This is a genomic window from Enterobacter sp. JS8-1, from assembly GCF_049187015.1.
In the GTDB taxonomy this organism is placed as follows: domain Bacteria; phylum Pseudomonadota; class Gammaproteobacteria; order Enterobacterales; family Enterobacteriaceae; genus Enterobacter; species Enterobacter mori.
In genome coordinates this window covers 2,236,865-2,254,687 of record NZ_CP185805.1, presented here as the reverse complement: position 1 = coordinate 2,254,687, position 17,823 = coordinate 2,236,865, and the positions used below count along the sequence as shown (strand labels likewise).

Below are 17,823 nucleotides of genomic sequence, written 5' to 3'. Positions count from 1 at the left end.
TTAGGTCTTACGGGTAAAGAACAGCGTCACCGTGGCGACGGTGACGCCAAATTTCGTCATCTCGGTTTTATTGAACAGATGGGTCTCATCCTGCAGGTACATCCAGTCGTCGAAATGCAGCAGCCAGGTTTTGCCGTTGGCCTTCACGTTCATGCTGTAATGCCAGTTAAAGGCGTTGCCTGCGGCCTGCCCCGAGGCAACCCCTTCAATATCCCCCGCCGTTCCCTCGTAGCGATCGTTCCCCACGCGGCGGATGTGCCAGACGCGCTGCTGTTTTTCACCATCGTCGTAAACAAAGTGTTCGTTGAGCGTCAGCGTATCGCCAATCACATCCCCGGCGATCTCAACGTGGAAACGACGGATCTGCTTGCCGCTGCGATCCTGCACCATGCCCCACGCTTCGGCTTTGCCCTGGAAGTAATGGAAGATATCAAGCTGTGGCTGCTGCTGGCGATACTCGGTCACCTCGGTGCTGCAGCCTGCCAGCAGCATCGTGAGCGCCAGCGCCAGGGTCAGGAAACGTTTCATTTTTGGCCTCCGATTAACTGCTGACGCAGTTCAGGGTATTGCGTGCGGGGATCGAGCCAGATGGCCAGAAAGCGCGTACTGAACGCCGCTGGCTGCGCTGGCCCCAGTGGAGTGAAACCTGTCTGCGCGTCAGGCGCGCGGTACCAGAACTGTCCCTGCTGATTTTTAAGCACAAACGCCAGCTGCGCGCCTGCCTTGACGTCCGGCCAGAGCGATTCCAGCCTGCGAAGCCATGCTTCGCTCAGCGGCTCCTGCTGCAAAATACCCTGCGCCTGCCACTGATCGCGCGTCGCTTCAACCAGATCCTTACGGTCGATGTCGCGCGCATAGGTAATGACCAGCGCCTGATCCCTGTTTTCGCCGGTGTAGCGTCCATCGGGCGTCAGCAGTTGCGAGGTGTAGACGGTGAAGGGCCCCCAGGTGAGCGTGGCGCTGCCTACTTTGCGCCAGCTTAGCCAGTCAGCGGCGTTCGCGACCGGTACGGTAAGGGTCAGACAGATTAACATCAGCAGGGTTTTCATTGTTGTCTCCCCATCAGCAGGTGGAAAAACAGCATTAATACCAGCCAGCCCGGCACCATCCAGCTGACGACGATAAAACCAGGTTCCAGGAACGTAATTGCCCCCAGCCGCTCGCCGATAAGGTAGGCCACGGGCCCGCCGACGGTCGCCAGCAGCGTTAAGATCCAGCCCGGCAAGATAGTTGTGCACGTCAGTCGGGTCCAGACGGTGGCGAACATCAGCCACAGCGCCACCATCCACAGAGGCATCAGCGAGTCGCCCGTGAAGGCAATAAGCCCCGTCACCGCCCAGAGGGCGTCCAGCACGCTGCCTGCGGCCGCCAGCAAAATGGCGTAAATACGGTGTGCAGGCGACAGCATCAGGCAGGCAAGGATCGCCAGCGCGAGCCAGACAACCAGCCCCCGCTCGCGAAACAGCACCACCAGCGTCCAGTAGAGATCGAACGCAATCGCCATCAGGAACACCTGCACGTAACGTCTCATACCCGTTCCGCTGTCAGCTGCACCACGCTGATGGTGCGGGCGTTAAACCCGGCTTCGCAGTAGCCGAAGTAGTAGAGCCACATCCGGCGGAAACGTTCGTCAAAGCCGAGCGTTTCAATCTCCTGCCAGGCGTGGACAAAGCGCTGCCGCCAGTGAGCCAGCGTGCGGGCGTAGTCCGGCCCCATGTCGAAGAGGTTGCGCACCACAAAATCGGTGTGGCGCGTCATCAATTCGTTCATGGCGGTGACGCTCGGCAAAAAGCCGCCGGGGAAAATGTAGCGCTGAATAAAGTCGACGCTTTTGCTGTAGTCGCGGTAGCGCTGGTCCTGAATGGTGATGGCCTGAATCGCCATCCGTCCCCCCGGGCGCAGCCGCGCCTGGCAGGTACGGAAGAACGTGGGCAGATAGCGTTGCCCGACGGCTTCAATCATCTCTATCGACACCAGCTTGTCGTACTGCCCGGTAAGGTCGCGATAGTCGCAGAGCAGCACCTCAACGCGATCCTGCAACCCGGCGCGGGCGATGCGCTCGGTCGCCCAAATATATTGCTCCTGCGACAGCGTGGTGGTGGTGACCCGACAGCCGTAGTGACGGGCCGCGTATTCCGCCATCGCTCCCCAGCCGGTGCCAATTTCCAGCAGGTGGTCACCCGGGTTTAGCGCCAGCTGGTCGCACAGACGCGCCATTTTAGCCTGCTGAGCTGCAGTAAGATCCTGCTCGTCAGCGGTAAACAGCGCGCTGGAATAGAGCAGCTCCTTATCCAGAAAGTGGGCATAAAAGGTGTTGCCCAGATCGTAATGGGCGGCAATATTTTCGCGCGCCTGCGCGCGGGAGTTACGCCGCGTCCAGTGGCGCAGCCGCTCCAGCGGCCTGCCGAGCAGGCGGAAACCATTCTCCAGACGGCCAAGCACCTTGCCGTTGAGCGCCAGCAGCTCCAGAAGCGGCGTCAGGTGCGTGGTCTCCCATTCGCCGTCCATCCAGGCCTCTGCCGCCGCGAGGCTGCCGCCCGTTAAGATGCGCCAGTAAAGCCCTGGCGTGAGGATCTGCACGTCGGCATGCAGCGCGGCTGATGTCTCACCAAAATGAAAGGTCTGCGCCCCTTCACGTAGCGTCAGCGAGCCGCCGCGAATGCCGCTTAACAGCCGAAAAAGCAGCCAGCGCGCGATGCGGACGTTGCGCGGGATATCGGGTTCAAGCGCAAAGACGGGATCGGTCATGAGCGTTCACTCCTGCTGACGGGATGGTTATACAGCGGCACGCGCTTGAGCCACAGCCGCAGCGCCTGCCAGTAAATGGCGAAAACGGTTTTCAGGGTCATCAGCGGGATACGCAGCAGCAGCGAACGCAGCGCCGGGCGGGTCAGCGGCTCCCGACGCAGCGCCAGCGTAGCGTCAAAGACCTTCGCTTCCTGATGATTTTCAATGTGCATATGCAGCGTATTGTCCGGGTTGTTGAAGCGCCAGTGGTAGACCATGTCCATCGGGTTGAAGGGCGAAACGTGAAACGCTTTCTCCGTGGGCCGGGCATTCTGCCCGTCTACCGCGTAGTAGTGCCGCTCGTTCCACGGCGTGTTGCGCACTTCGGCGAGCACCCAGCGAAGCGTATTGTGCTGGTCATAGCAGTAGTAAAAATTGACCGGATTAAAATGGAACCCGAAATAGCGCAGCTGCGTCAGAAGCATGACTCGCCCCTGAGGACGTTCCCCGGTCAGGCTCTCCAGCCTGCTCAGCACGTTCTCTTTGAGCGGCGTGCCCAGCGGATAGTCCGCGTCGTGGAACGAGGCGGCGGCCACGCGGTTACGGCGTACGCCCACCGAGGGCAATGTTTCCAGCTCATCGAGATCCAGCCAGGCCATAAAAACGCTGTAGCTGAATGTGTGGGTTTTCGGCTGGAGGCGTCGGTGGCGCAATACGCCGTGGTAGAGGCAGCTGTTCATCTCAGTTCCCCTCCCCGGCGGCTAGCGCATTGACCACGTCCAGCGCGCTGCGCACCCCGTCCTCATGAAAACCGTTATACCAGTACGCCCCGCAGAACCAGCTCCGGTGATGACCGTTAATCTCCCCGCGACGCGCCTGCGCGCGCCAGCTTTTAGGGTTGAACAGCGGGTGTTCATAAATAAAGCGCTTCAGAACGAAACGCTCATCAACCGCCGTTTCAGGATTCAGCGTGACGCAGAACAGCGGACTCCCATCGGGCAGCCCCTGCAAAATGTTCATGTTGTAAGTGACGCAGGCGCTGGCCTGGTCACGTTCACTCAGGCGATAGTTCCAGCTCGCCCACGCGCGCTCGCGCACCGGCAGCCAGCGTCTGTCGCTGTGTAACACCACCTCGTTGCGCTGCCAGCCGATATCGCCCAGCACGTCACGTTCGGCAGGCGTCGGCTCGTCCAGCATCGCCAGCGCCTGCCCGGAATGGCAGGCAAAAATCACCTGATCGAAGGTATAACTGCCGTTTTCAAGCTGAAGCGTGACCCCGTGCTCGTGGCGGCTCACCCGCTGCACCGGCGAATTGAGATGCAAGTTCAGACGGTCGCCCAGCTTGTCGAGCATGGCGCGGATGTACTCCCGCGAGCCGCCGGGGACAACGTACCACTGCGGGCGATGGGTAATATCCAGCAGGCCGTGATGCTCAAAGAAGCGCAGGAACAGCGGCAGCGGAAAGCGCCTCATCTCCTGCAGCGATGAGGACCAGATCGCGGCCCCCATCGGCAGAATGTAGTGGCGTGCAAAAAACGGCGTGAAACCGTGCTGTTCAAGAAACATCTCCAGCGTGGCGTTCGGGTCCACCTCCCCGTCCAGCGCCTGTTTTGCCAGACGATTGAAGCGGACGATCTCCCCAAGCAGCCGCCAGAATGCCGGATTCACCAGGTTTCGGCGCTGGGCAAACAGCGACGTCAGCGTGTGCCCGTTATACTCCAGGCCGGACTGCGGGTTGTGCACAGAAAAGCTCATCTGCGTTTTTTGGCCGCTGATGCCCAGCTCGCTAAGCAGGCCCATGAAGCGCGGATAAGTACGGTCGTTATAGACGATAAACCCGGTGTCGATGGCCCAGCTCCCCTGCGACGTGGAGACGTCTACCGTCGCGGTGTGTCCGCCCGGCGTTGCGCCCGCTTCAAACAGGGTGACCTGATGATGGCCCGCCAGACGCCAGGCGCAGGTTAGCCCGGCAATACCGCTGCCGATAATCGCGATCTTCATGAGCGCACCATCCTGCGCAGCAGCGCGTTCTGGATCAGGGTCGGAAGCCATGAGAGCAGCCGCAGGATCAGGCCGAATCCGGAAGGAAACACGATATGGTTTTTATTCTTCGCCAGCCCGGCGCGTATTGCATTCACGGCCTCGTCAACGGTCACTCTGCCCGGCATGGCAAAATCATTTTTTTGGGTCAGCGGCGTATCCACAAACCCCGGAGAAACCACGGTTACACCAATCCCTTTCGGCTCCCAGTCCAGACGCAGCGTGTCGGCGAACCAGGTGAGCGCGGCTTTGGACGCTCCGTAGGCTTCGGCTCGCGGAAAATGAAGCCAGTGCGCCATCGAACTGACCAATACCACGCGATGACCTGCAGCCAGCTGCGGCTGAAGCGCGGCGAGGCAGTTCACCGGACCGAGGAAATTGGTCCTCATCACCCGCTCCACCAGCGCGGCATCCACCACGCCACGATCGAGGTATTCACACGTCCCGGCGCAGAGGATCGCCAGTTCAGCATTACAGTCCTTCAATGCCTGGCAACAGGCGTCCCTGTCTGTCATATCGAAGCGGCGCACCGTGATGTTCGGACTGTGCAGCTGGAGGGCGTCCAGACGCGACGCATCGCGCCCGCAGGCAATAACCTGGTAGCCGTCAGCGGCAAAGGATTTCGCCAGCCCGGCCCCAATGCCCGAGCTGGCGCCGGTAATGAGCACCGTTTTCATGATTTGACCCTCCGCTTCACGCCGCGTACCGCCCAGCCCAGCAGAGGAAGGTGTTCGTAGATCATCTCCCCCGCGTCGTAGTAGTCGCGCTGACGGGTGATGAGATCGTTTTCCGTGTCCACCACTGAGCACCCCGGCAGGCCGAGTGGCTCCCCCCCGGCAATCCGCGGGTGCGACCAGTGCATTGTCCAGGTGACGACAAAGCGGCGTTCGCTCAGAAGTGGGGCATCAATGGTAAAACGGCAGTTTTCGACATTCGCCAGCAAATGGGTGAAATAGCGCTGGAGCGCAAAAAGCCCGTTGTGTTCGCCAAACGGATCGACAAGCGTGGCATCCGGGTGATAAAGCCCCACCAGCGCCGACGGCGGCTGAGCGTCCAGCGTGGCGTAGTAATCAACAAACCGACTGACAACGGGCGGCAACGTGCTCATGGGTCACATCCTGGCTGTAAATAACGTGGCGTAATCGCATAATTAAAACTTACACAATCATCGTTATTTGTCCAAGTTTGTATTGATCTATTTTTTATTTTTATTATATATCAATAACTTAAAACCATAAGGAAGAATGGGTTTTGTAGGCCGAGTAAGGCGTAGCCGCCACCCGGCTTTAACTTTCAGGATATCCTTAAGGCAAACTCGCCGCCCTTCTTCCAGGCTTATCCTTTTTATTCATAAGGATGCCTGACATGAAACGCTTCTTTCTCTCCCTTTTCTCCAGCCCTGAGTCATTGCTCCAGGTAATGAGCCAGCAGGAAATCATTGAAGCCGTAGAAGATGGCGATCGCATCATTATCGACCAGGACGGGAACGCCTCGGTGAACTACAAAAGCAATGAGGTACGGCAGGATTTTCTGCGTCACGTCGACGCGCTGAAGAGGGCCTGATATGGGAACGGCAATCTTTATGGTGCTGATGGTGTGCGGGTATTGGTATACCAGCCGCGACCTGTCCACCCGCTTTAAAATCAAGCGTTCCTTTGGCTGGGACGTCTATTTTCTCGTGGCGCTTTACGGCTGTATTTTTGTTCTTCAGGGCGTGATTGCCACCGGTTTGCTCTGGCTACTCCTGCTCTCCCTTTCCGCGGCCAACAACGCTTTTCACTTTGCCTCACCGAAATATACCGACTGGCAAATCGACTTTATGAACTGGAGTTTTTTAGGCATTCAGGCGCCGGTGGTCGTGATGCTGGCGTTTGCCATCCTGTTTTGCCTCTACCGCTCTAACTGGGCAGGCAGCGCCAGGCTGGACGGTGAAAGCCGGAAAAAGCTCTACAAACGTCTGGCGCAGTCGAGCGGTATTGAACAGGTGCTGTATCAGTGCATGGAGGAAGGAGAGCTGGCGCAGGTGTCGCTTCGGTCGGGGCGGATCTACGTCGGCATGATCCACACCGCCACGCTGGAGTACGAAAAAACGGCCAATATCGTGCTGATCCCGATGCTGAGCGGGTACAGAGATGCAAAGACGATGAATCTGCGCATCGAGAATAACTACAGCAGGTGGTATGCGGAGCATGACATTACGCTCGACTCTGAACCCCGCAGCGCCATGTCATTCCGGAAGGTAATTTTACTCAATCAGATTGAGAGCATCTCGCTGTTCGATCCCGCCAGCGCCAGCGCGCTTGAGATGGCGCAGGCAGAAGAGAAACCGGAGTGAACGCGTTCCGTTCTGGCAGAGATCGACACGATTAGCCAGCCGAGGCTTACCGGGCACAGGATTTACAGCTCGGCGTAAGCCTCGCGTTTTTCTGCCCATTTCAGCATGGCATCGAGCGCCGGGCATAATGCCTGCCCCCATTCGGTGAGTCGATATTCTACTTTCGGTGGCACCTGAGGGTAGACCATCCGCGAAACAATTCCGTCGGATTCCAGTTGCCGAAGCTGCTGCGCCAGCATCTTCTGGGAAATACCGGGGATCAGTTTTTCGAAATCAGAGTAGCGCTGCACTTTTCCGTCGAACAGATGAAAAAGAATAATTAATTTCCAGCGGCCTTCCAGCAGCCGTAATACCTGCTCCACGCCGCTTGCGGCAGATTCCGGGCTATATAACTTACTCATAATTCAGTCACTCACTTTTTCGTGCGTACTTGTCAATTTATCAGTCTATGTTGAATATACCTGTACTGTAAATAACGGGAGTTAAAGGTCATGTCATTAGATATTCATTTCACAGGTAAGCGCGTGCTTGTTACCGCTGGAACAAAAGGGCTTGGAAAAGCAGTAGTCGGACTTTTAAAACAGCTCGGTGCAACGGTATTAACCACGGCGCGCCACGCGCCTGAGGTAAATATCGCCGATACATTCGTAGCCGCTGACCTGACGACAGTTGCAGGATGTGCCTCCGTCGCATCGGCGGTGCAGGAACAGATGGGCGGTGTCGACGTGATTGTCCATGTCGCTGGTGGTTCAACCGCACCCGGTGGCGGTTTCGCTGCGCTTGGCGAAGACGAGTGGCAGCAGGAGCTAAATCTTAACCTGTTGCCCGCCGTACGCTTAGATCGCGCCCTGCTCCCCGGAATGCTTGCGCAGGGAAACGGGGTGATTATTCACGTGACGTCTATTCAGCGCGAACTGCCGTTACCGGAATCAACCACGGGCTACGCGGCGGCTAAAGCAGCCCTCTCGACCTACAGCAAGAGCCTGTCAAAGGAAGTCTCACCGAAGGGTGTTCGGGTCGTGCGCGTTGCACCCGGCTGGATCGAAACCGAAGCCGCGGTTGCACTGGCGGAGAGGCTGGCAGAGCAGGCAGGAACAGACTACGAAGGTGGCAAACAGATCATTATGAAGGCGTTAGGTGGAATACCGCTCGGACGCCCTGCCAAACCGATTGAGGTGGCTAACCTCATCGTCTTCCTCGCGTCATCTCATGCTTCAAGTATCACAGGGACAGAATACGTGATTGATGGCGGCACCATTCCGACAGTATAACGCGGGTGCGTGATCGGCTCGGTACGAAAGCTGATTAAGCGCAGGGGAATATCACTGACCGGTCAGTTTCTCTAAGCCCGTTTTTAACGCTTTCACCACCCTTTCTGGATCCATACCCATTTGCGCATGAATAATAGCGCCGTCAATGAGCATCATCATGTCATTGACGGTCTCTTCATCATTTATACCGGTGAGCGTGACGATTACTTTCTTTGTCTCTGATTTATGGTCCCGGCATATCTCTTTTATTTCACTTTCAATATCTTCCGATTTAGCCTCTGCGCTGGCATTAATAAACGCGCAGCCGTGGAACTCGGGCGAAATAAACCATTCGTAAAGCGTTGCAGATATCGCATCAGAAGGTATTTCGCCTTCGTCAAGATGTCGACGCAGCGTAGTCTCAAACCAGCTAATCCATATTTCATGCCGATAGTGTAAATAGGCGAGAATAAGTAAACTTTTACTCGGAAAATGACGATAAAAAGTCACCTTGGTCACTTTTGACGCTTTAATTAGCGTATCCACCCCCGTCGCCCTGAAGCCTGTGGAATAAAATAGATCGTGCGCCGTGAGTAATATCTTATCTCTGACGCTAATTTTAGTATCGTTGCCTGCGGGTTCTGTTTTCATTTTTTTAGTAGCCTCAAAACGGAGGTTGACAGCGTTATTTTACAGGCATAGATTACCGCAAGTAGACAGATCTGTCTACATCATATAACCCAGAGGTAATCGCAATGAACACACGTCCTCCTTTACCACCCTTCACCCGTGAAAGCGCTATCGAAAAAGTCAGACTGGCAGAAGATGGCTGGAACAGTCGCGACCCGGCGAAAGTCGCGCTTGCCTATACGCTCGATACCCAATGGCGCAACCGCGCAGAATTCGCGACCAACCGTGAAGAAGCCGAGGCGTTTCTGGCGCGGAAATGGAAAAAAGAGCTGGAGTATCGTCTGATTAAAGAGCTCTGGGCATTTACGGATAACCGAATCGCGGTGCGCTATGCCTATGAATGGCATGATGATTCCGGCAACTGGTTCCGTTCATACGGTAATGAAAACTGGGAGTTTGAGCCGGACGGGTTAATGAAGCGCCGTTTTGCCTGCGTAAACGATATGCCGATAAAAGAATCAGAGCGACTGTTCCACTGGCCGCTGGGAAGACGTCCGGACGATCACCCCTCGCTGAGCGATCTGGGTTTATAGCTTTATTAAGAGATAGCGCACATTTCAGGCGTGGCCTCAGGACTACCCTGTGAGCGGTTTTCAGGAGGTAGAAAATATGAAAAAGCTTCTGATCTGTTGTTTGTTTGGTAATACCGCAAACTCGCTCGCCAAAAAGATGCAGTCTCTGGCAGAACGCGAAGGCTATCCGCTGATGATTAGCGCTGTAGGACTGGATAACTTCGCCAGCGTTGCTCCCGCATTCGATGCTTTCCTCATCGCGCCGCACATTCAGTACAAACTCGATGAGATAAAAGAAACGGTGGGTAATACGCGTTCGATCGCCATTATTGAGAGTCTACCCTATGCGTCTCTGGACGCGAGTAAGGTGTTAAATTTCGTGAAGGAACAGATGCCTGAACTGGCTGCCTGATATATAAGGCCGCATTTTTTGCGGCCTCCTCTCACCCGCCGATTAAAACGCATCGACACAAGGCTGGCCGACCTTGTTAATGGCATTTTTTAGCCTGGCTCTAAGTTCAATTAACGCCGCTTCTTTCTCTTCAAGCTGCTGCAACTTGCGGCGCAGGGAAGCTTGTTTTTGCTCAGCGGTAAATTCATCGTCAACCCATACAGCTAAAACCTCTGAAATTTCGGCTAAGGTAAAGCCCAGCATTTTGGCATGCTTGATCATGTTTAAACGCTGTAAATCGACGGCGGAATAGACTTTGTAGTTATTGCTGCGATTGGGTTGCGGGATATTCTCTAACAGCCCCTGCCGCTCATAGTATCGGACCGTCTCTTTCGACAATCCTGTTTTCGCACACAGCTCACCAATTCGCATCGCGTCGCCCTCACCTTGTAAAAATCACGCTTGACCCTGTACCTAAGTGCACGGTTTATCCTGTGCAGCATACATGAGGAAAACGGGATTAAAGATATGAATTCTTTTGATTATACAGGAAAAACAGCGCTCGTTACCGGGGCGTCCTCCGGAATGGGGCGCGAGTTCGCCAGGCAACTCGCTGCCCGCGGCGCGGCATTGATCCTGATCGCCCGCTCCGAGGCAAAACTGCAGGCGCTTGCAGCAGAGTTAGTCAGAAAGCATGGCGTATCCGTCACCGTCATCGTGCAGGACCTGGCGAAATCTGAAGCCATTCCCCATATTGTGGCGCGGCTGGAAACCTTAAGACATTATCCCGACGTTTTGATCAATTGCGCCGGGTTCGCCACCTATGGACCCTTCGAAAAGCTGTCCATCGATCGGCAGCGTGATGAAATTAACCTGAACTGTCTGGCCCCCGTGGAACTGACGCACGCCATGCTGCCGGGAATGCTGCAGAAAGGTGCCGGGGTGATTATTAATGTTGCCTCAACCGCCGCGATGCAGCCGGATCCCTATATGGCGATTTATGGCGCAACCAAGGCCTTCCTGCTCTCGTTTTCAAATGCGCTGTGGGGTGAATACCGCTCGAAGGGCATCCGCGTCCTGGCGCTTTGCCCCGGCGCAACGGATACGGCCTTTTTTGATGTGGTGAATGCCGATGAAGCCTCGGTGGGGAAAAGAATGCCTGCTGATAAAGTGGTCGCCCAGGCGTTACGGGCTGTCGATACTAACCGCAACACCCTGATCACCGGATGCGGTAACTGGCTACTGGGGCAGCTACACCGGTTCGTGACCCGTCAACGTCTGGTGCTTATCGTAGAACAAATACTCCGTCCACGCTCGGCTTAAGCAAACACCTCGCACTTCAGCGCAAAGGAACTGCGCTGAAACCCTCGCATATCACTGTCATAGAGATGCCATTGCGCGCGAAAAACAGTGATACACTTACCCCATCTGATTTATCGTCCCGTCTGAAGGGTTCATGACGAAAACGCATGTAACCAAATTACGAAATGGTCACTCGTTGTCATTCGAAGCCCGTCACGCTAAGCTTAAAAAATGACTAAAAATTTGAACGTCCCAGTTACACGTGGTCCACTTGACCACTCCGTCCGAGAGCAGATCGTCGAAGCGGCGTTTGAGCACTTCGGTCACTACGGCTATGAAAAAACCACCGTGGCAGAGCTTGCTAAATCCATCGGTTTTTCAAAGGCCTACATTTATAAATTTTTTGACTCCAAACAGGCTATCGGCGAGGTGATCTGTGCTAACCGCCTGGAACTGATCATGACCGCAGTGCATTCAGCACTCGCCGATGCGCCATCTGCCAGCGAGAAAATACGTCGTCTCTTCAGGGCGCTCACCGAGGCAGGAAGCGAACTGTTTTTCCACGATCGTAAGCTCTACGACATCGCTGCCGTTGCCGCGCGGGAGAAATGGCCTTCAGCAGAAAGGTATTCAGAACACCTGTTAAAACTGATTGAAGGCATTATTGTCGAAGGCAGGCAGGCCGGGGAGTTCGAAAGGAAAACCCCGCTCGATGAGGCTACGCTCGCGATATATCTGGTGATGTGCCCTTTCATTAACCCCATTCAACTGCAATACAATCTCGAAACCGCCCCCACCGCAGCGATCCTTCTCCCCTCACTGATTTTAAGAAGTCTGGCTCCCTGATTTGTGACCATTGACATTATTGGTCACTAGTCAGAGAATGCGGAAACTGTCCTGTTATTTTAATAAGGGTTACCCATGCTCAGGCTTACTTCAGCCCGTTGTCTCGTTTCTCTCCTGCCGCTGGCCCTCGTGGCCTGCGGCGATAACGCGGCGAGTGACGATCCGCGCACGCACCCACCGCTCGTCAGATCCGCGTCCGTTGAACGCGCGAACGCGACGTCTCGCGCGTTTACCGGCGTGGTGGTTGCCAGAACGCAAAGCGATCTCGGTTTCAGGGTTCAGGGCAAAATCCTTGAGCGCCTCGTTGATACAGGCCAGAGCGTAAAAAAAGGCCAGCCGTTAATGCGCCTCGATCCCGTTGACCTGACGTTACAGGCGCAGGCTCAGCAACGGACGGTGGATGCCGCCCAGGCGCGTGCAAGAAAAGCGATCGCTGACGAAGCGCGCTATCGGGGCCTTGTGGCTACGGGCGCTGTGTCTGCCTCCGAGTACGACCAAATTAAAGCGGCGGCTGATACCGCCAGAGCGGAGCTTAGTGCCGCCAGGGCGCAGGCCAGCGTAGCGCAAAACGCGACGGGCTATGCCGTACTGTTGGCCGATTCAGACGGCGTGGTGATGGAGACCTTCGCTGAGCCAGGTCAGGTCGTGAGCGCCGGACAGGCAGTGATCCGTCTTGCCCGCGCGGGACAACGTGAGGCGCTGGTGCAACTTCCTGAGACCCTGCGTCCCGTCGTCGGGAGCGAAGCACAGGCGACTCGCTATGGCAACGAACAACAGCCCGTAACCGCAACGCTTCGTCTGCTCTCCGATTCCGCCGATGCCACCACCCGCACCTATGAGGCGCGGTATGTTCTGGCAGGCGCGCTGGCAGACGCGCCGCTGGGTGCGACCGTCACGCTGAACATAGGGAGTCATAATGAGAAAAACCAGGTCATGCAGGTTCCCCTTGCGTCGCTCTACGATGCGGGCAAAGGGCCTGGCGTCTGGCGGATCTCGACTCAACCCGCCAAAGTGACCTGGCAACCCGTCAAGGTGCTTAGCGTGAGCGATGATGCCGCCCAGGTAACGGGGGGCGTGACGCCCGGTGAAAAGATTGTCGCGTTAGGGGTGCATCTTCTGCATGAAGGCGAAGTGGTCCGCCTCGCTCAACAGCGCACGGAGAGTCAGCCATGAGCGAAGGACGCTTTAACCTGTCAGCACTTGCCGTACGCGAGTGCTCGGTCACGCTGTTTCTGATTATTCTGGTGACGATTGCCGGTATTCTCTCGTTTTTTGGGCTCGGGCGTGCAGAAGATCCGCCTTTCACGGTGAAGCAGATGACCGCAATCGCCGTGTGGCCCGGCGCGACCGCGCAGGAGATCCAGGATCAGGTGGCCGAACCGCTGGAAAAACGCCTGCAGGAGCTCAAATGGTATGACCGTACGGAAACCTATACCCGCCCCGGCATGGCCTTTATCACGCTGTCATTACAGGACAATACCCCACCTTCTGAGGTGCAGGAAGAGTTCTATCAGGCAAGAAAAAAGCTTGGGGATGAGAGCCGAAATCTTCCCGCAGGCGTAACGGGACCGATGATCAATGACGAGTTCGCCGATGTGACGTTTGCTCTCTTTGCGCTCAAAGCAAAAGGAGAGCCGCAGCGTTTGCTCGTGCGCGATGCCGAAACCATGCGCCAGCAGCTCTTGCACGTCCCCGGCGTGAAGAAAGTCAATATTATCGGGGAGCAGGCAGAGCGGATTTATATCTCCTTCTCTCACGAGCGTCTCGCGACGCTGGGCCTGTCCCCTCAGGATATTTTCAATGCGCTGAACAATCAGAACGTATTGACGGCTGCGGGTTCAATTGAGACGCGCGGCGCGCAGATCTTTATCCGCCTCGACGGGGCCTTCGATACCCTGCGGAAAATTCGCGATACGCCGTTTATTGCGCAGGGCAAAACGCTCAAACTCTCCGACGTCGCCACGGTGGAACGAGGTTATGAAGACCCGCCTGTTCTGCAAATTCGTAACCAGCATGAACCGGCCCTGCTGCTGGGTATTGTGATGCGCGAAGGCTGGAACGGCCTGGCGCTGGGGAAAGCGCTGGATACCGAAACGACGAGAATCAATGACAATCTCCCTCTGGGGATGACCCTGACGAAAGTCACCGATCAGTCCGTGAACATCAGCTCGTCGGTAGATGAGTTCATGATCAAATTCTTCGTCGCCCTGCTGGTTGTTATGGTGGTCTGTTTTGTCAGTATGGGCTGGCGCGTGGGCGTCGTCGTCGCGGCGGCGGTTCCTCTGACGTTGGCCGTGGTCTTTGTGGTAATGGAAGCCAGCGGCATTAACTTTGACCGCATCACACTCGGCTCTCTCATTCTTGCCCTGGGCTTGCTGGTTGATGATGCCATCATCGCCATCGAAATGATGGTGGTAAAAATGGAGGAAGGCTACGACAGAATCAAAGCCTCCGCCTATGCCTGGAGCCATACCGCGGCCCCGATGCTCGCCGGTACGCTGGTAACGGCCATTGGCTTTATGCCGAATGGTTTCGCCCAGTCAACGGCGGGAGAATACACCAGCAATATGTTCTGGATTGTCGGCCTGGCGCTGATTGCGTCGTGGGTCGTCGCCGTGGTTTTCACCCCCTATCTCGGCGTGAAAATGCTGCCGGATATGCCCAAAGTGGAAGGAGGCCATGCCGCCATCTACGGTACGCCTCGCTATAACCGTTTTCGCCATCTCTTAACCCGCGTCATCGCCAGAAAATGGATTGTGGCGGGGTCGGTTGTCGCCATTTTTATCCTGGCGATCCTGGGCATGGGGCTGGTGAAAAAACAATTTTTCCCGACGTCGGATCGCCCCGAAGTGCTGGTTGAAGTGCAGATGCCCTACGGCACGTCAATCGAGCAGACCAGTGCCGCCGCAGCGAAAATAGAAGACTGGTTGAAGAAACAGCCAGAAGCCAACATCGTCACATCGTACATTGGTCAGGGTTCACCGCGCTTTTATCTGGCCATGGCACCTGAGTTACCCGATCCGTCGTTTGCGAAGATAGTGGTGTTGACGGATAGCCCGGTATCACGTGAGGCACTCAAGCTCCGACTACGTAAAGCGGTTGCCGATGGCCTTGCGTCCGAAGCGCGCGTGCGCGTCACGCAGTTGGTGTTTGGTCCCTACTCTCCCTTCCCGGTCGCCTGGCGAGTCACGGGACCCGATGTCGATACGCTACGCGGCATCGCTGACAAAGTGAAAGGCGTGCTCGAGGCAAGCCCGATGATGCGGACCGTCAACACGGACTGGGGAACGCGCGTACCCACACTGCATTTCACGCTCGATCAGGACCGCCTGCAGGCCACTGGTTTAACCTCGAATGCCGTTGCTCAGCAGCTGCAGTTCCTGCTGTCCGGTGTTCCTATCACGTCTGTGCGAGAGGACATTCGCGCCGTTCAGGTGATTGGCCGCGCCGCAGGTGACATTCGCCTGGATCCGGCAAAAATAGCGGGCTTTACCCTGGTCGGCAATGCGGGTCAGCGCATCCCTCTGTCACAAATTGGCGATGTTGAGGTGAGAATGGAAGATCCGCTGCTGCGTCGTCGCGATCGAACGCCGACCATCACCGTGCGGGGCGATATCGACGAAACGCTTCAGCCACCGGAAGTGTCTACAGCCATCATGAAACAGCTCCAGCCGATCGTGGATTCGCTGCCGCCAGGATACCGTATTGAAATGGCCGGATCGATTGAGGAATCAGGCAAAGCCACCCGGGCAATGTTGCCATTGTTCCCCATTATGATTGCCCTGACGCTACTGATCATCATTCTGCAGGTGCGTTCCATGTCGGCCATGGTCATGGTCTTTCTTACCGCGCCGCTGGGGCTTATCGGCGTGGTGCCAACCTTGCTGCTGTTCAATCAGCCGTTTGGCATCAACGCCCTCGTCGGATTGATCGCCCTTTCGGGCATTCTGATGCGCAATACGCTGATTCTTATTGGTCAAATCGATCATAACCAGAAAGAGGGGCTCGATCCGTTCCATGCGGTTGTCGAAGCGACAGTACAGCGTGCCAGACCGGTCTTACTGACGGCATTGGCCGCCGTTCTGGCCTTTATTCCCCTGACGCATTCCGTATTCTGGGGAACGCTCGCCTGGACGCTGATCGGCGGAACGTTAGGGGGAACCATCATTACGCTGGTCTTCCTGCCCGCGATGTATGCGATCTGGTTCAGGATCCGTCCTGCGACACAAAGCGTTCAGCCTCTGGCAGAAAGCGTGTAAACTACTATCAGTAGATAAACGATACGAGGGACATCATGGTTGTTAAGCGCTTAAGAAAAGAGGATCGCCGGGTGCAGTTGCTGGAGGTTGCTCGCGGCATTGTTCGCCAGCAAGGCACCGAGGCGCTCACCCTGGGCTATCTTGCCGAGCGGGCTAACGTGACAAAGCCTATTCCCTACGACCACTTTGGCGATCGTGAAGGCTTGCTGATGGCACTGTACCAGGATTATAGCGATAGTCAGCTGGCAAAATTCCGCGAGACGCTGGCAGTCGACAGCAAAACGCTGGAGAAGACGATCCGCTTTTTCAGCGCTGCCTATATCGACTGCGCCATTACCGCCGGCCCGGAAACGGGTCCGATAGCCGCAGCGCTGTCCGGCTCCCGCGCGCTGCAGACGTTCCGCGAGGCGTGCGTTGCCGAATGTGCCGACTGTCTTCGCACGGCGCTTTCTCCGTTTATCGTGCTAAAAGGCGTTCAGGGTGAAGCGGTACTGACAGCCATCATCGGTGCCGCGGACGCGCTCAGTACTGCCGCGGGTAACGGGATACTCGCTCGCAACGTCGCAGAAGATATGCTCAGCGGCGCCATGTCTGGCGTTCTGGATACCTACGCCAACAGCACAAAATGATCGTTGTTGGCGGATTGACACCTAAGTTACCAATAGTAATATAGGTGTCAATTCACTCCCCTGCTGAGGTTGCTATGTCTGTTACACATGTCATCAATAATGCACTGATCGTGACGGCTCACCCTGTCGAACATTCATTATCCCATTCGCTGGCGGATCGCATTGCCGCGACGTTACGCGAGCAAGGGACGCAGGTAGAAATTGCCGATCTTCATGCTGAAGGCTTTAATCCGACGATGTCACGCCCCGACCTTGATTTGTATCACGGCGATCCCACTGCGCTTCCCGAGGATATTTTGCGCGAGCAGCAGCGCGTTGAGCGCGCAGATATGCTGGTATTTGTCTTCCCGGTGTACTGGTGGTCAGTCCCCGCACTGTTAAAAGGCTGGTTCGATCGGGTGTTGACCCTGAACTGGGCGTATAAAGTGGCCGACGATGGCCGGATTGTGGGCAATTTACGCGATGTTCCCGTCCGCCTGATTGCCACCGGCGGCAGCGATCTCACCGGATTCGACAAACATGGCTATTCGACGGCGATTCAGACGCAGATAATCGAAGGTGTATTTGGCTTCTGCGGGTTGAAGAACGTGAAGCTCGATATCCTTTACCAGGCAGACACGGCAACACCTGCCCAGGTGGAGGATTTCCTGCAGGAGCTCGAGAGCCTCAGATAATTCTGGCTATCCCGTCAGCAAAGGCGTGTACGAGCCTTTGCTGAAAGCTTCCTGCCGCTGCATCAGAGCCCTACCCAAGTTGGTGGATTGAAGAAATGCGTTAAGCAACACTATAACTAACGTGATCGTTCCGCATAGAGCGGGCTGAATAAAAAAAGGTCATTCCAT

22 protein-coding genes are annotated in these 17,823 nt (G+C 56.2%); 11 read left to right on the top strand and 11 right to left on the bottom strand.

What is annotated here, in order from left to right:
* Genes ACOQH0_RS10790 through ACOQH0_RS10755 form a run of 8 tightly spaced genes read right to left on the bottom strand, consistent with a single transcriptional unit; the run spans window position 1 to window position 5,875 of the window.
* Window positions 1-528: a DUF3833 domain-containing protein gene (locus ACOQH0_RS10790; RefSeq protein WP_421512229.1), complete on the bottom strand. Its 528-nt coding sequence runs from the start codon at window positions 526-528 to the stop codon at window positions 1-3.
* Entirely contained in the window at window positions 525-1,049 is a 525-nt protein-coding gene (locus tag ACOQH0_RS10785; protein WP_010430847.1) for a hypothetical protein, read from the bottom strand. Before ACOQH0_RS10785 ends, ACOQH0_RS10790 begins: the two co-directional genes overlap by 4 nt.
* Window positions 1,046-1,531: a DUF2878 domain-containing protein gene (locus tag ACOQH0_RS10780; RefSeq protein ID WP_421512228.1), complete on the bottom strand. Its 486-nt coding sequence runs from the start codon at window positions 1,529-1,531 to the stop codon at window positions 1,046-1,048. Before ACOQH0_RS10780 ends, ACOQH0_RS10785 begins: the two co-directional genes overlap by 4 nt.
* On the bottom strand, window positions 1,528-2,748 hold the full coding sequence (locus tag ACOQH0_RS10775; protein ID WP_218308211.1) for an SAM-dependent methyltransferase: 1,221 nt from the start codon (window positions 2,746-2,748) through the stop codon (window positions 1,528-1,530). The genes ACOQH0_RS10780 and ACOQH0_RS10775 overlap by 4 nt, the downstream gene beginning before the upstream one ends.
* Window positions 2,745-3,467 (bottom strand): DUF1365 domain-containing protein, encoded by a 723-nt coding sequence (locus ACOQH0_RS10770; RefSeq protein WP_421512227.1) that lies wholly within the window; start codon window positions 3,465-3,467, stop codon window positions 2,745-2,747. The genes ACOQH0_RS10775 and ACOQH0_RS10770 overlap by 4 nt, the downstream gene beginning before the upstream one ends.
* 1 nt (window position 3,468) lies before the next feature.
* The gene (locus tag ACOQH0_RS10765; protein WP_421512226.1) at window positions 3,469-4,728 is read right to left on the bottom strand and encodes an NAD(P)/FAD-dependent oxidoreductase; all 1,260 of its coding nucleotides are present in this window, start codon (window positions 4,726-4,728) and stop codon (window positions 3,469-3,471) included.
* Window positions 4,725-5,444 carry an SDR family NAD(P)-dependent oxidoreductase gene (locus ACOQH0_RS10760; RefSeq protein WP_421512225.1) on the bottom strand — a complete coding sequence of 240 codons (720 nt, stop codon included), beginning with the start codon at window positions 5,442-5,444 and terminating at the stop codon, window positions 4,725-4,727. Before ACOQH0_RS10760 ends, ACOQH0_RS10765 begins: the two co-directional genes overlap by 4 nt.
* Window positions 5,441-5,875 (bottom strand): nuclear transport factor 2 family protein, encoded by a 435-nt coding sequence (locus tag ACOQH0_RS10755; protein ID WP_420984380.1) that lies wholly within the window; start codon window positions 5,873-5,875, stop codon window positions 5,441-5,443. Before ACOQH0_RS10755 ends, ACOQH0_RS10760 begins: the two co-directional genes overlap by 4 nt.
* 257 nt (window positions 5,876-6,132) lie before the next feature.
* Here ACOQH0_RS10755 and ACOQH0_RS10750 point away from each other — a divergent pair, with 257 nt between their 5' ends.
* Both ACOQH0_RS10750 and ACOQH0_RS10745 read left to right on the top strand, forming a co-directional pair.
* A complete protein-coding gene (locus tag ACOQH0_RS10750; RefSeq protein ID WP_042715285.1) occupies window positions 6,133-6,330 on the top strand; it encodes a hypothetical protein in 198 nt (65 codons plus the stop codon).
* Between the two features lies 1 nt (window position 6,331).
* Window positions 6,332-7,102: a hypothetical protein gene (locus ACOQH0_RS10745; RefSeq protein WP_120158083.1), complete on the top strand. Its 771-nt coding sequence runs from the start codon at window positions 6,332-6,334 to the stop codon at window positions 7,100-7,102.
* A 62-nt stretch (window positions 7,103-7,164) separates the two neighbouring features.
* On the opposite strand, the gene ACOQH0_RS10740 is transcribed toward ACOQH0_RS10745, so the two are convergent.
* Window positions 7,165-7,503, bottom strand: coding sequence for a winged helix-turn-helix transcriptional regulator (locus ACOQH0_RS10740; protein WP_010430822.1), 339 nt, complete (start codon window positions 7,501-7,503; stop codon window positions 7,165-7,167).
* A 90-nt stretch (window positions 7,504-7,593) separates the two neighbouring features.
* Here ACOQH0_RS10740 and ACOQH0_RS10735 point away from each other — a divergent pair, with 90 nt between their 5' ends.
* A complete protein-coding gene (locus tag ACOQH0_RS10735) occupies window positions 7,594-8,373 on the top strand; it encodes an SDR family oxidoreductase (RefSeq protein WP_109080867.1) in 780 nt (259 codons plus the stop codon).
* Between the two features lie 51 nt (window positions 8,374-8,424).
* Here the strand turns inward: ACOQH0_RS10735 and ACOQH0_RS10730 are convergent, their stop codons facing one another.
* Window positions 8,425-9,003: a TetR/AcrR family transcriptional regulator gene (locus tag ACOQH0_RS10730; RefSeq protein ID WP_421512224.1), complete on the bottom strand. Its 579-nt coding sequence runs from the start codon at window positions 9,001-9,003 to the stop codon at window positions 8,425-8,427.
* Between the two features lie 104 nt (window positions 9,004-9,107).
* On the opposite strand from ACOQH0_RS10730, the gene ACOQH0_RS10725 reads away from it, so the two are divergent.
* Both ACOQH0_RS10725 and ACOQH0_RS10720 read left to right on the top strand, forming a co-directional pair.
* Window positions 9,108-9,575: a DUF1348 family protein gene (locus ACOQH0_RS10725; protein ID WP_421512223.1), complete on the top strand. Its 468-nt coding sequence runs from the start codon at window positions 9,108-9,110 to the stop codon at window positions 9,573-9,575.
* A gap of 76 nt (window positions 9,576-9,651) precedes the next feature.
* A complete protein-coding gene (locus ACOQH0_RS10720; RefSeq protein ID WP_421512222.1) occupies window positions 9,652-9,966 on the top strand; it encodes a PTS sugar transporter subunit IIB in 315 nt (104 codons plus the stop codon).
* Window positions 9,967-10,008: 42 nt separating this feature from the next.
* Here ACOQH0_RS10720 and ACOQH0_RS10715 read toward each other — a convergent pair whose 3' ends face one another.
* Window positions 10,009-10,377, bottom strand: a complete 369-nt coding sequence (locus tag ACOQH0_RS10715; RefSeq protein ID WP_420984378.1) for a MerR family transcriptional regulator — start codon at window positions 10,375-10,377, stop codon at window positions 10,009-10,011.
* Window positions 10,378-10,473: 96 nt separating this feature from the next.
* On the opposite strand from ACOQH0_RS10715, the gene ACOQH0_RS10710 reads away from it, so the two are divergent.
* The 6 genes from ACOQH0_RS10710 to ACOQH0_RS10685 all read left to right on the top strand — a co-directional run bounded on the left by ACOQH0_RS10710 (window position 10,474) and on the right by ACOQH0_RS10685 (window position 17,655).
* Entirely contained in the window at window positions 10,474-11,268 is a 795-nt protein-coding gene (locus ACOQH0_RS10710) for an SDR family NAD(P)-dependent oxidoreductase (protein ID WP_421512221.1), read from the top strand.
* A 210-nt stretch (window positions 11,269-11,478) separates the two neighbouring features.
* Window positions 11,479-12,093, top strand: coding sequence for a TetR/AcrR family transcriptional regulator (locus ACOQH0_RS10705; RefSeq protein ID WP_421512220.1), 615 nt, complete (start codon window positions 11,479-11,481; stop codon window positions 12,091-12,093).
* Between the two features lie 75 nt (window positions 12,094-12,168).
* Window positions 12,169-13,266, top strand: coding sequence for an efflux RND transporter periplasmic adaptor subunit (locus ACOQH0_RS10700; RefSeq protein WP_421512219.1), 1,098 nt, complete (start codon window positions 12,169-12,171; stop codon window positions 13,264-13,266).
* Window positions 13,263-16,352: an efflux RND transporter permease subunit gene (locus ACOQH0_RS10695; RefSeq protein WP_421512218.1), complete on the top strand. Its 3,090-nt coding sequence runs from the start codon at window positions 13,263-13,265 to the stop codon at window positions 16,350-16,352. The genes ACOQH0_RS10700 and ACOQH0_RS10695 overlap by 4 nt, the downstream gene beginning before the upstream one ends.
* Before the next feature lie 35 nt (window positions 16,353-16,387).
* Window positions 16,388-16,981 (top strand): TetR/AcrR family transcriptional regulator, encoded by a 594-nt coding sequence (locus ACOQH0_RS10690; protein ID WP_042716852.1) that lies wholly within the window; start codon window positions 16,388-16,390, stop codon window positions 16,979-16,981.
* A gap of 74 nt (window positions 16,982-17,055) precedes the next feature.
* Window positions 17,056-17,655, top strand: a complete 600-nt coding sequence (locus ACOQH0_RS10685; RefSeq protein WP_420984373.1) for an NAD(P)H-dependent oxidoreductase — start codon at window positions 17,056-17,058, stop codon at window positions 17,653-17,655.
* The last annotated feature ends 168 nt before the right edge of the window (window positions 17,656-17,823 follow it).

Excerpts from the sequence above, each read along its gene's own strand:
- ACOQH0_RS10710 (WP_421512221.1), top strand. The coding sequence starts at position 10,474 with ATGAATTCTTTTGATTATACAGGAAAAACAGCGCTCGTTACCGGGGCG.
- ACOQH0_RS10770 (WP_421512227.1), bottom strand. The coding sequence starts at position 3,467 with ATGAACAGCTGCCTCTACCACGGCGTATTGCGCCACCGACGCCTCCAG.
- ACOQH0_RS10790 (WP_421512229.1), bottom strand. The coding sequence starts at position 528 with ATGAAACGTTTCCTGACCCTGGCGCTGGCGCTCACGATGCTGCTGGCA.
- ACOQH0_RS10735 (WP_109080867.1), top strand. The coding sequence starts at position 7,594 with ATGTCATTAGATATTCATTTCACAGGTAAGCGCGTGCTTGTTACCGCT.
- ACOQH0_RS10685 (WP_420984373.1), top strand. The coding sequence starts at position 17,056 with ATGTCTGTTACACATGTCATCAATAATGCACTGATCGTGACGGCTCAC.
- ACOQH0_RS10700 (WP_421512219.1), top strand. The coding sequence starts at position 12,169 with ATGCTCAGGCTTACTTCAGCCCGTTGTCTCGTTTCTCTCCTGCCGCTG.
- ACOQH0_RS10720 (WP_421512222.1), top strand. The coding sequence starts at position 9,652 with ATGAAAAAGCTTCTGATCTGTTGTTTGTTTGGTAATACCGCAAACTCG.
- ACOQH0_RS10775 (WP_218308211.1), bottom strand. The coding sequence starts at position 2,748 with ATGACCGATCCCGTCTTTGCGCTTGAACCCGATATCCCGCGCAACGTC.
- ACOQH0_RS10760 (WP_421512225.1), bottom strand. The coding sequence starts at position 5,444 with ATGAAAACGGTGCTCATTACCGGCGCCAGCTCGGGCATTGGGGCCGGG.
- ACOQH0_RS10715 (WP_420984378.1), bottom strand. The coding sequence starts at position 10,377 with ATGCGAATTGGTGAGCTGTGTGCGAAAACAGGATTGTCGAAAGAGACG.
- ACOQH0_RS10725 (WP_421512223.1), top strand. The coding sequence starts at position 9,108 with ATGAACACACGTCCTCCTTTACCACCCTTCACCCGTGAAAGCGCTATC.
- ACOQH0_RS10785 (WP_010430847.1), bottom strand. The coding sequence starts at position 1,049 with ATGAAAACCCTGCTGATGTTAATCTGTCTGACCCTTACCGTACCGGTC.
- ACOQH0_RS10740 (WP_010430822.1), bottom strand. The coding sequence starts at position 7,503 with ATGAGTAAGTTATATAGCCCGGAATCTGCCGCAAGCGGCGTGGAGCAG.
- ACOQH0_RS10695 (WP_421512218.1), top strand. The coding sequence starts at position 13,263 with ATGAGCGAAGGACGCTTTAACCTGTCAGCACTTGCCGTACGCGAGTGC.
- ACOQH0_RS10750 (WP_042715285.1), top strand. The coding sequence starts at position 6,133 with ATGAAACGCTTCTTTCTCTCCCTTTTCTCCAGCCCTGAGTCATTGCTC.
- ACOQH0_RS10755 (WP_420984380.1), bottom strand. The coding sequence starts at position 5,875 with ATGAGCACGTTGCCGCCCGTTGTCAGTCGGTTTGTTGATTACTACGCC.
- ACOQH0_RS10780 (WP_421512228.1), bottom strand. The coding sequence starts at position 1,531 with ATGAGACGTTACGTGCAGGTGTTCCTGATGGCGATTGCGTTCGATCTC.
- ACOQH0_RS10705 (WP_421512220.1), top strand. The coding sequence starts at position 11,479 with ATGACTAAAAATTTGAACGTCCCAGTTACACGTGGTCCACTTGACCAC.
- ACOQH0_RS10690 (WP_042716852.1), top strand. The coding sequence starts at position 16,388 with ATGGTTGTTAAGCGCTTAAGAAAAGAGGATCGCCGGGTGCAGTTGCTG.
- ACOQH0_RS10745 (WP_120158083.1), top strand. The coding sequence starts at position 6,332 with ATGGGAACGGCAATCTTTATGGTGCTGATGGTGTGCGGGTATTGGTAT.
- ACOQH0_RS10730 (WP_421512224.1), bottom strand. The coding sequence starts at position 9,003 with ATGAAAACAGAACCCGCAGGCAACGATACTAAAATTAGCGTCAGAGAT.
- ACOQH0_RS10765 (WP_421512226.1), bottom strand. The coding sequence starts at position 4,728 with ATGAAGATCGCGATTATCGGCAGCGGTATTGCCGGGCTAACCTGCGCC.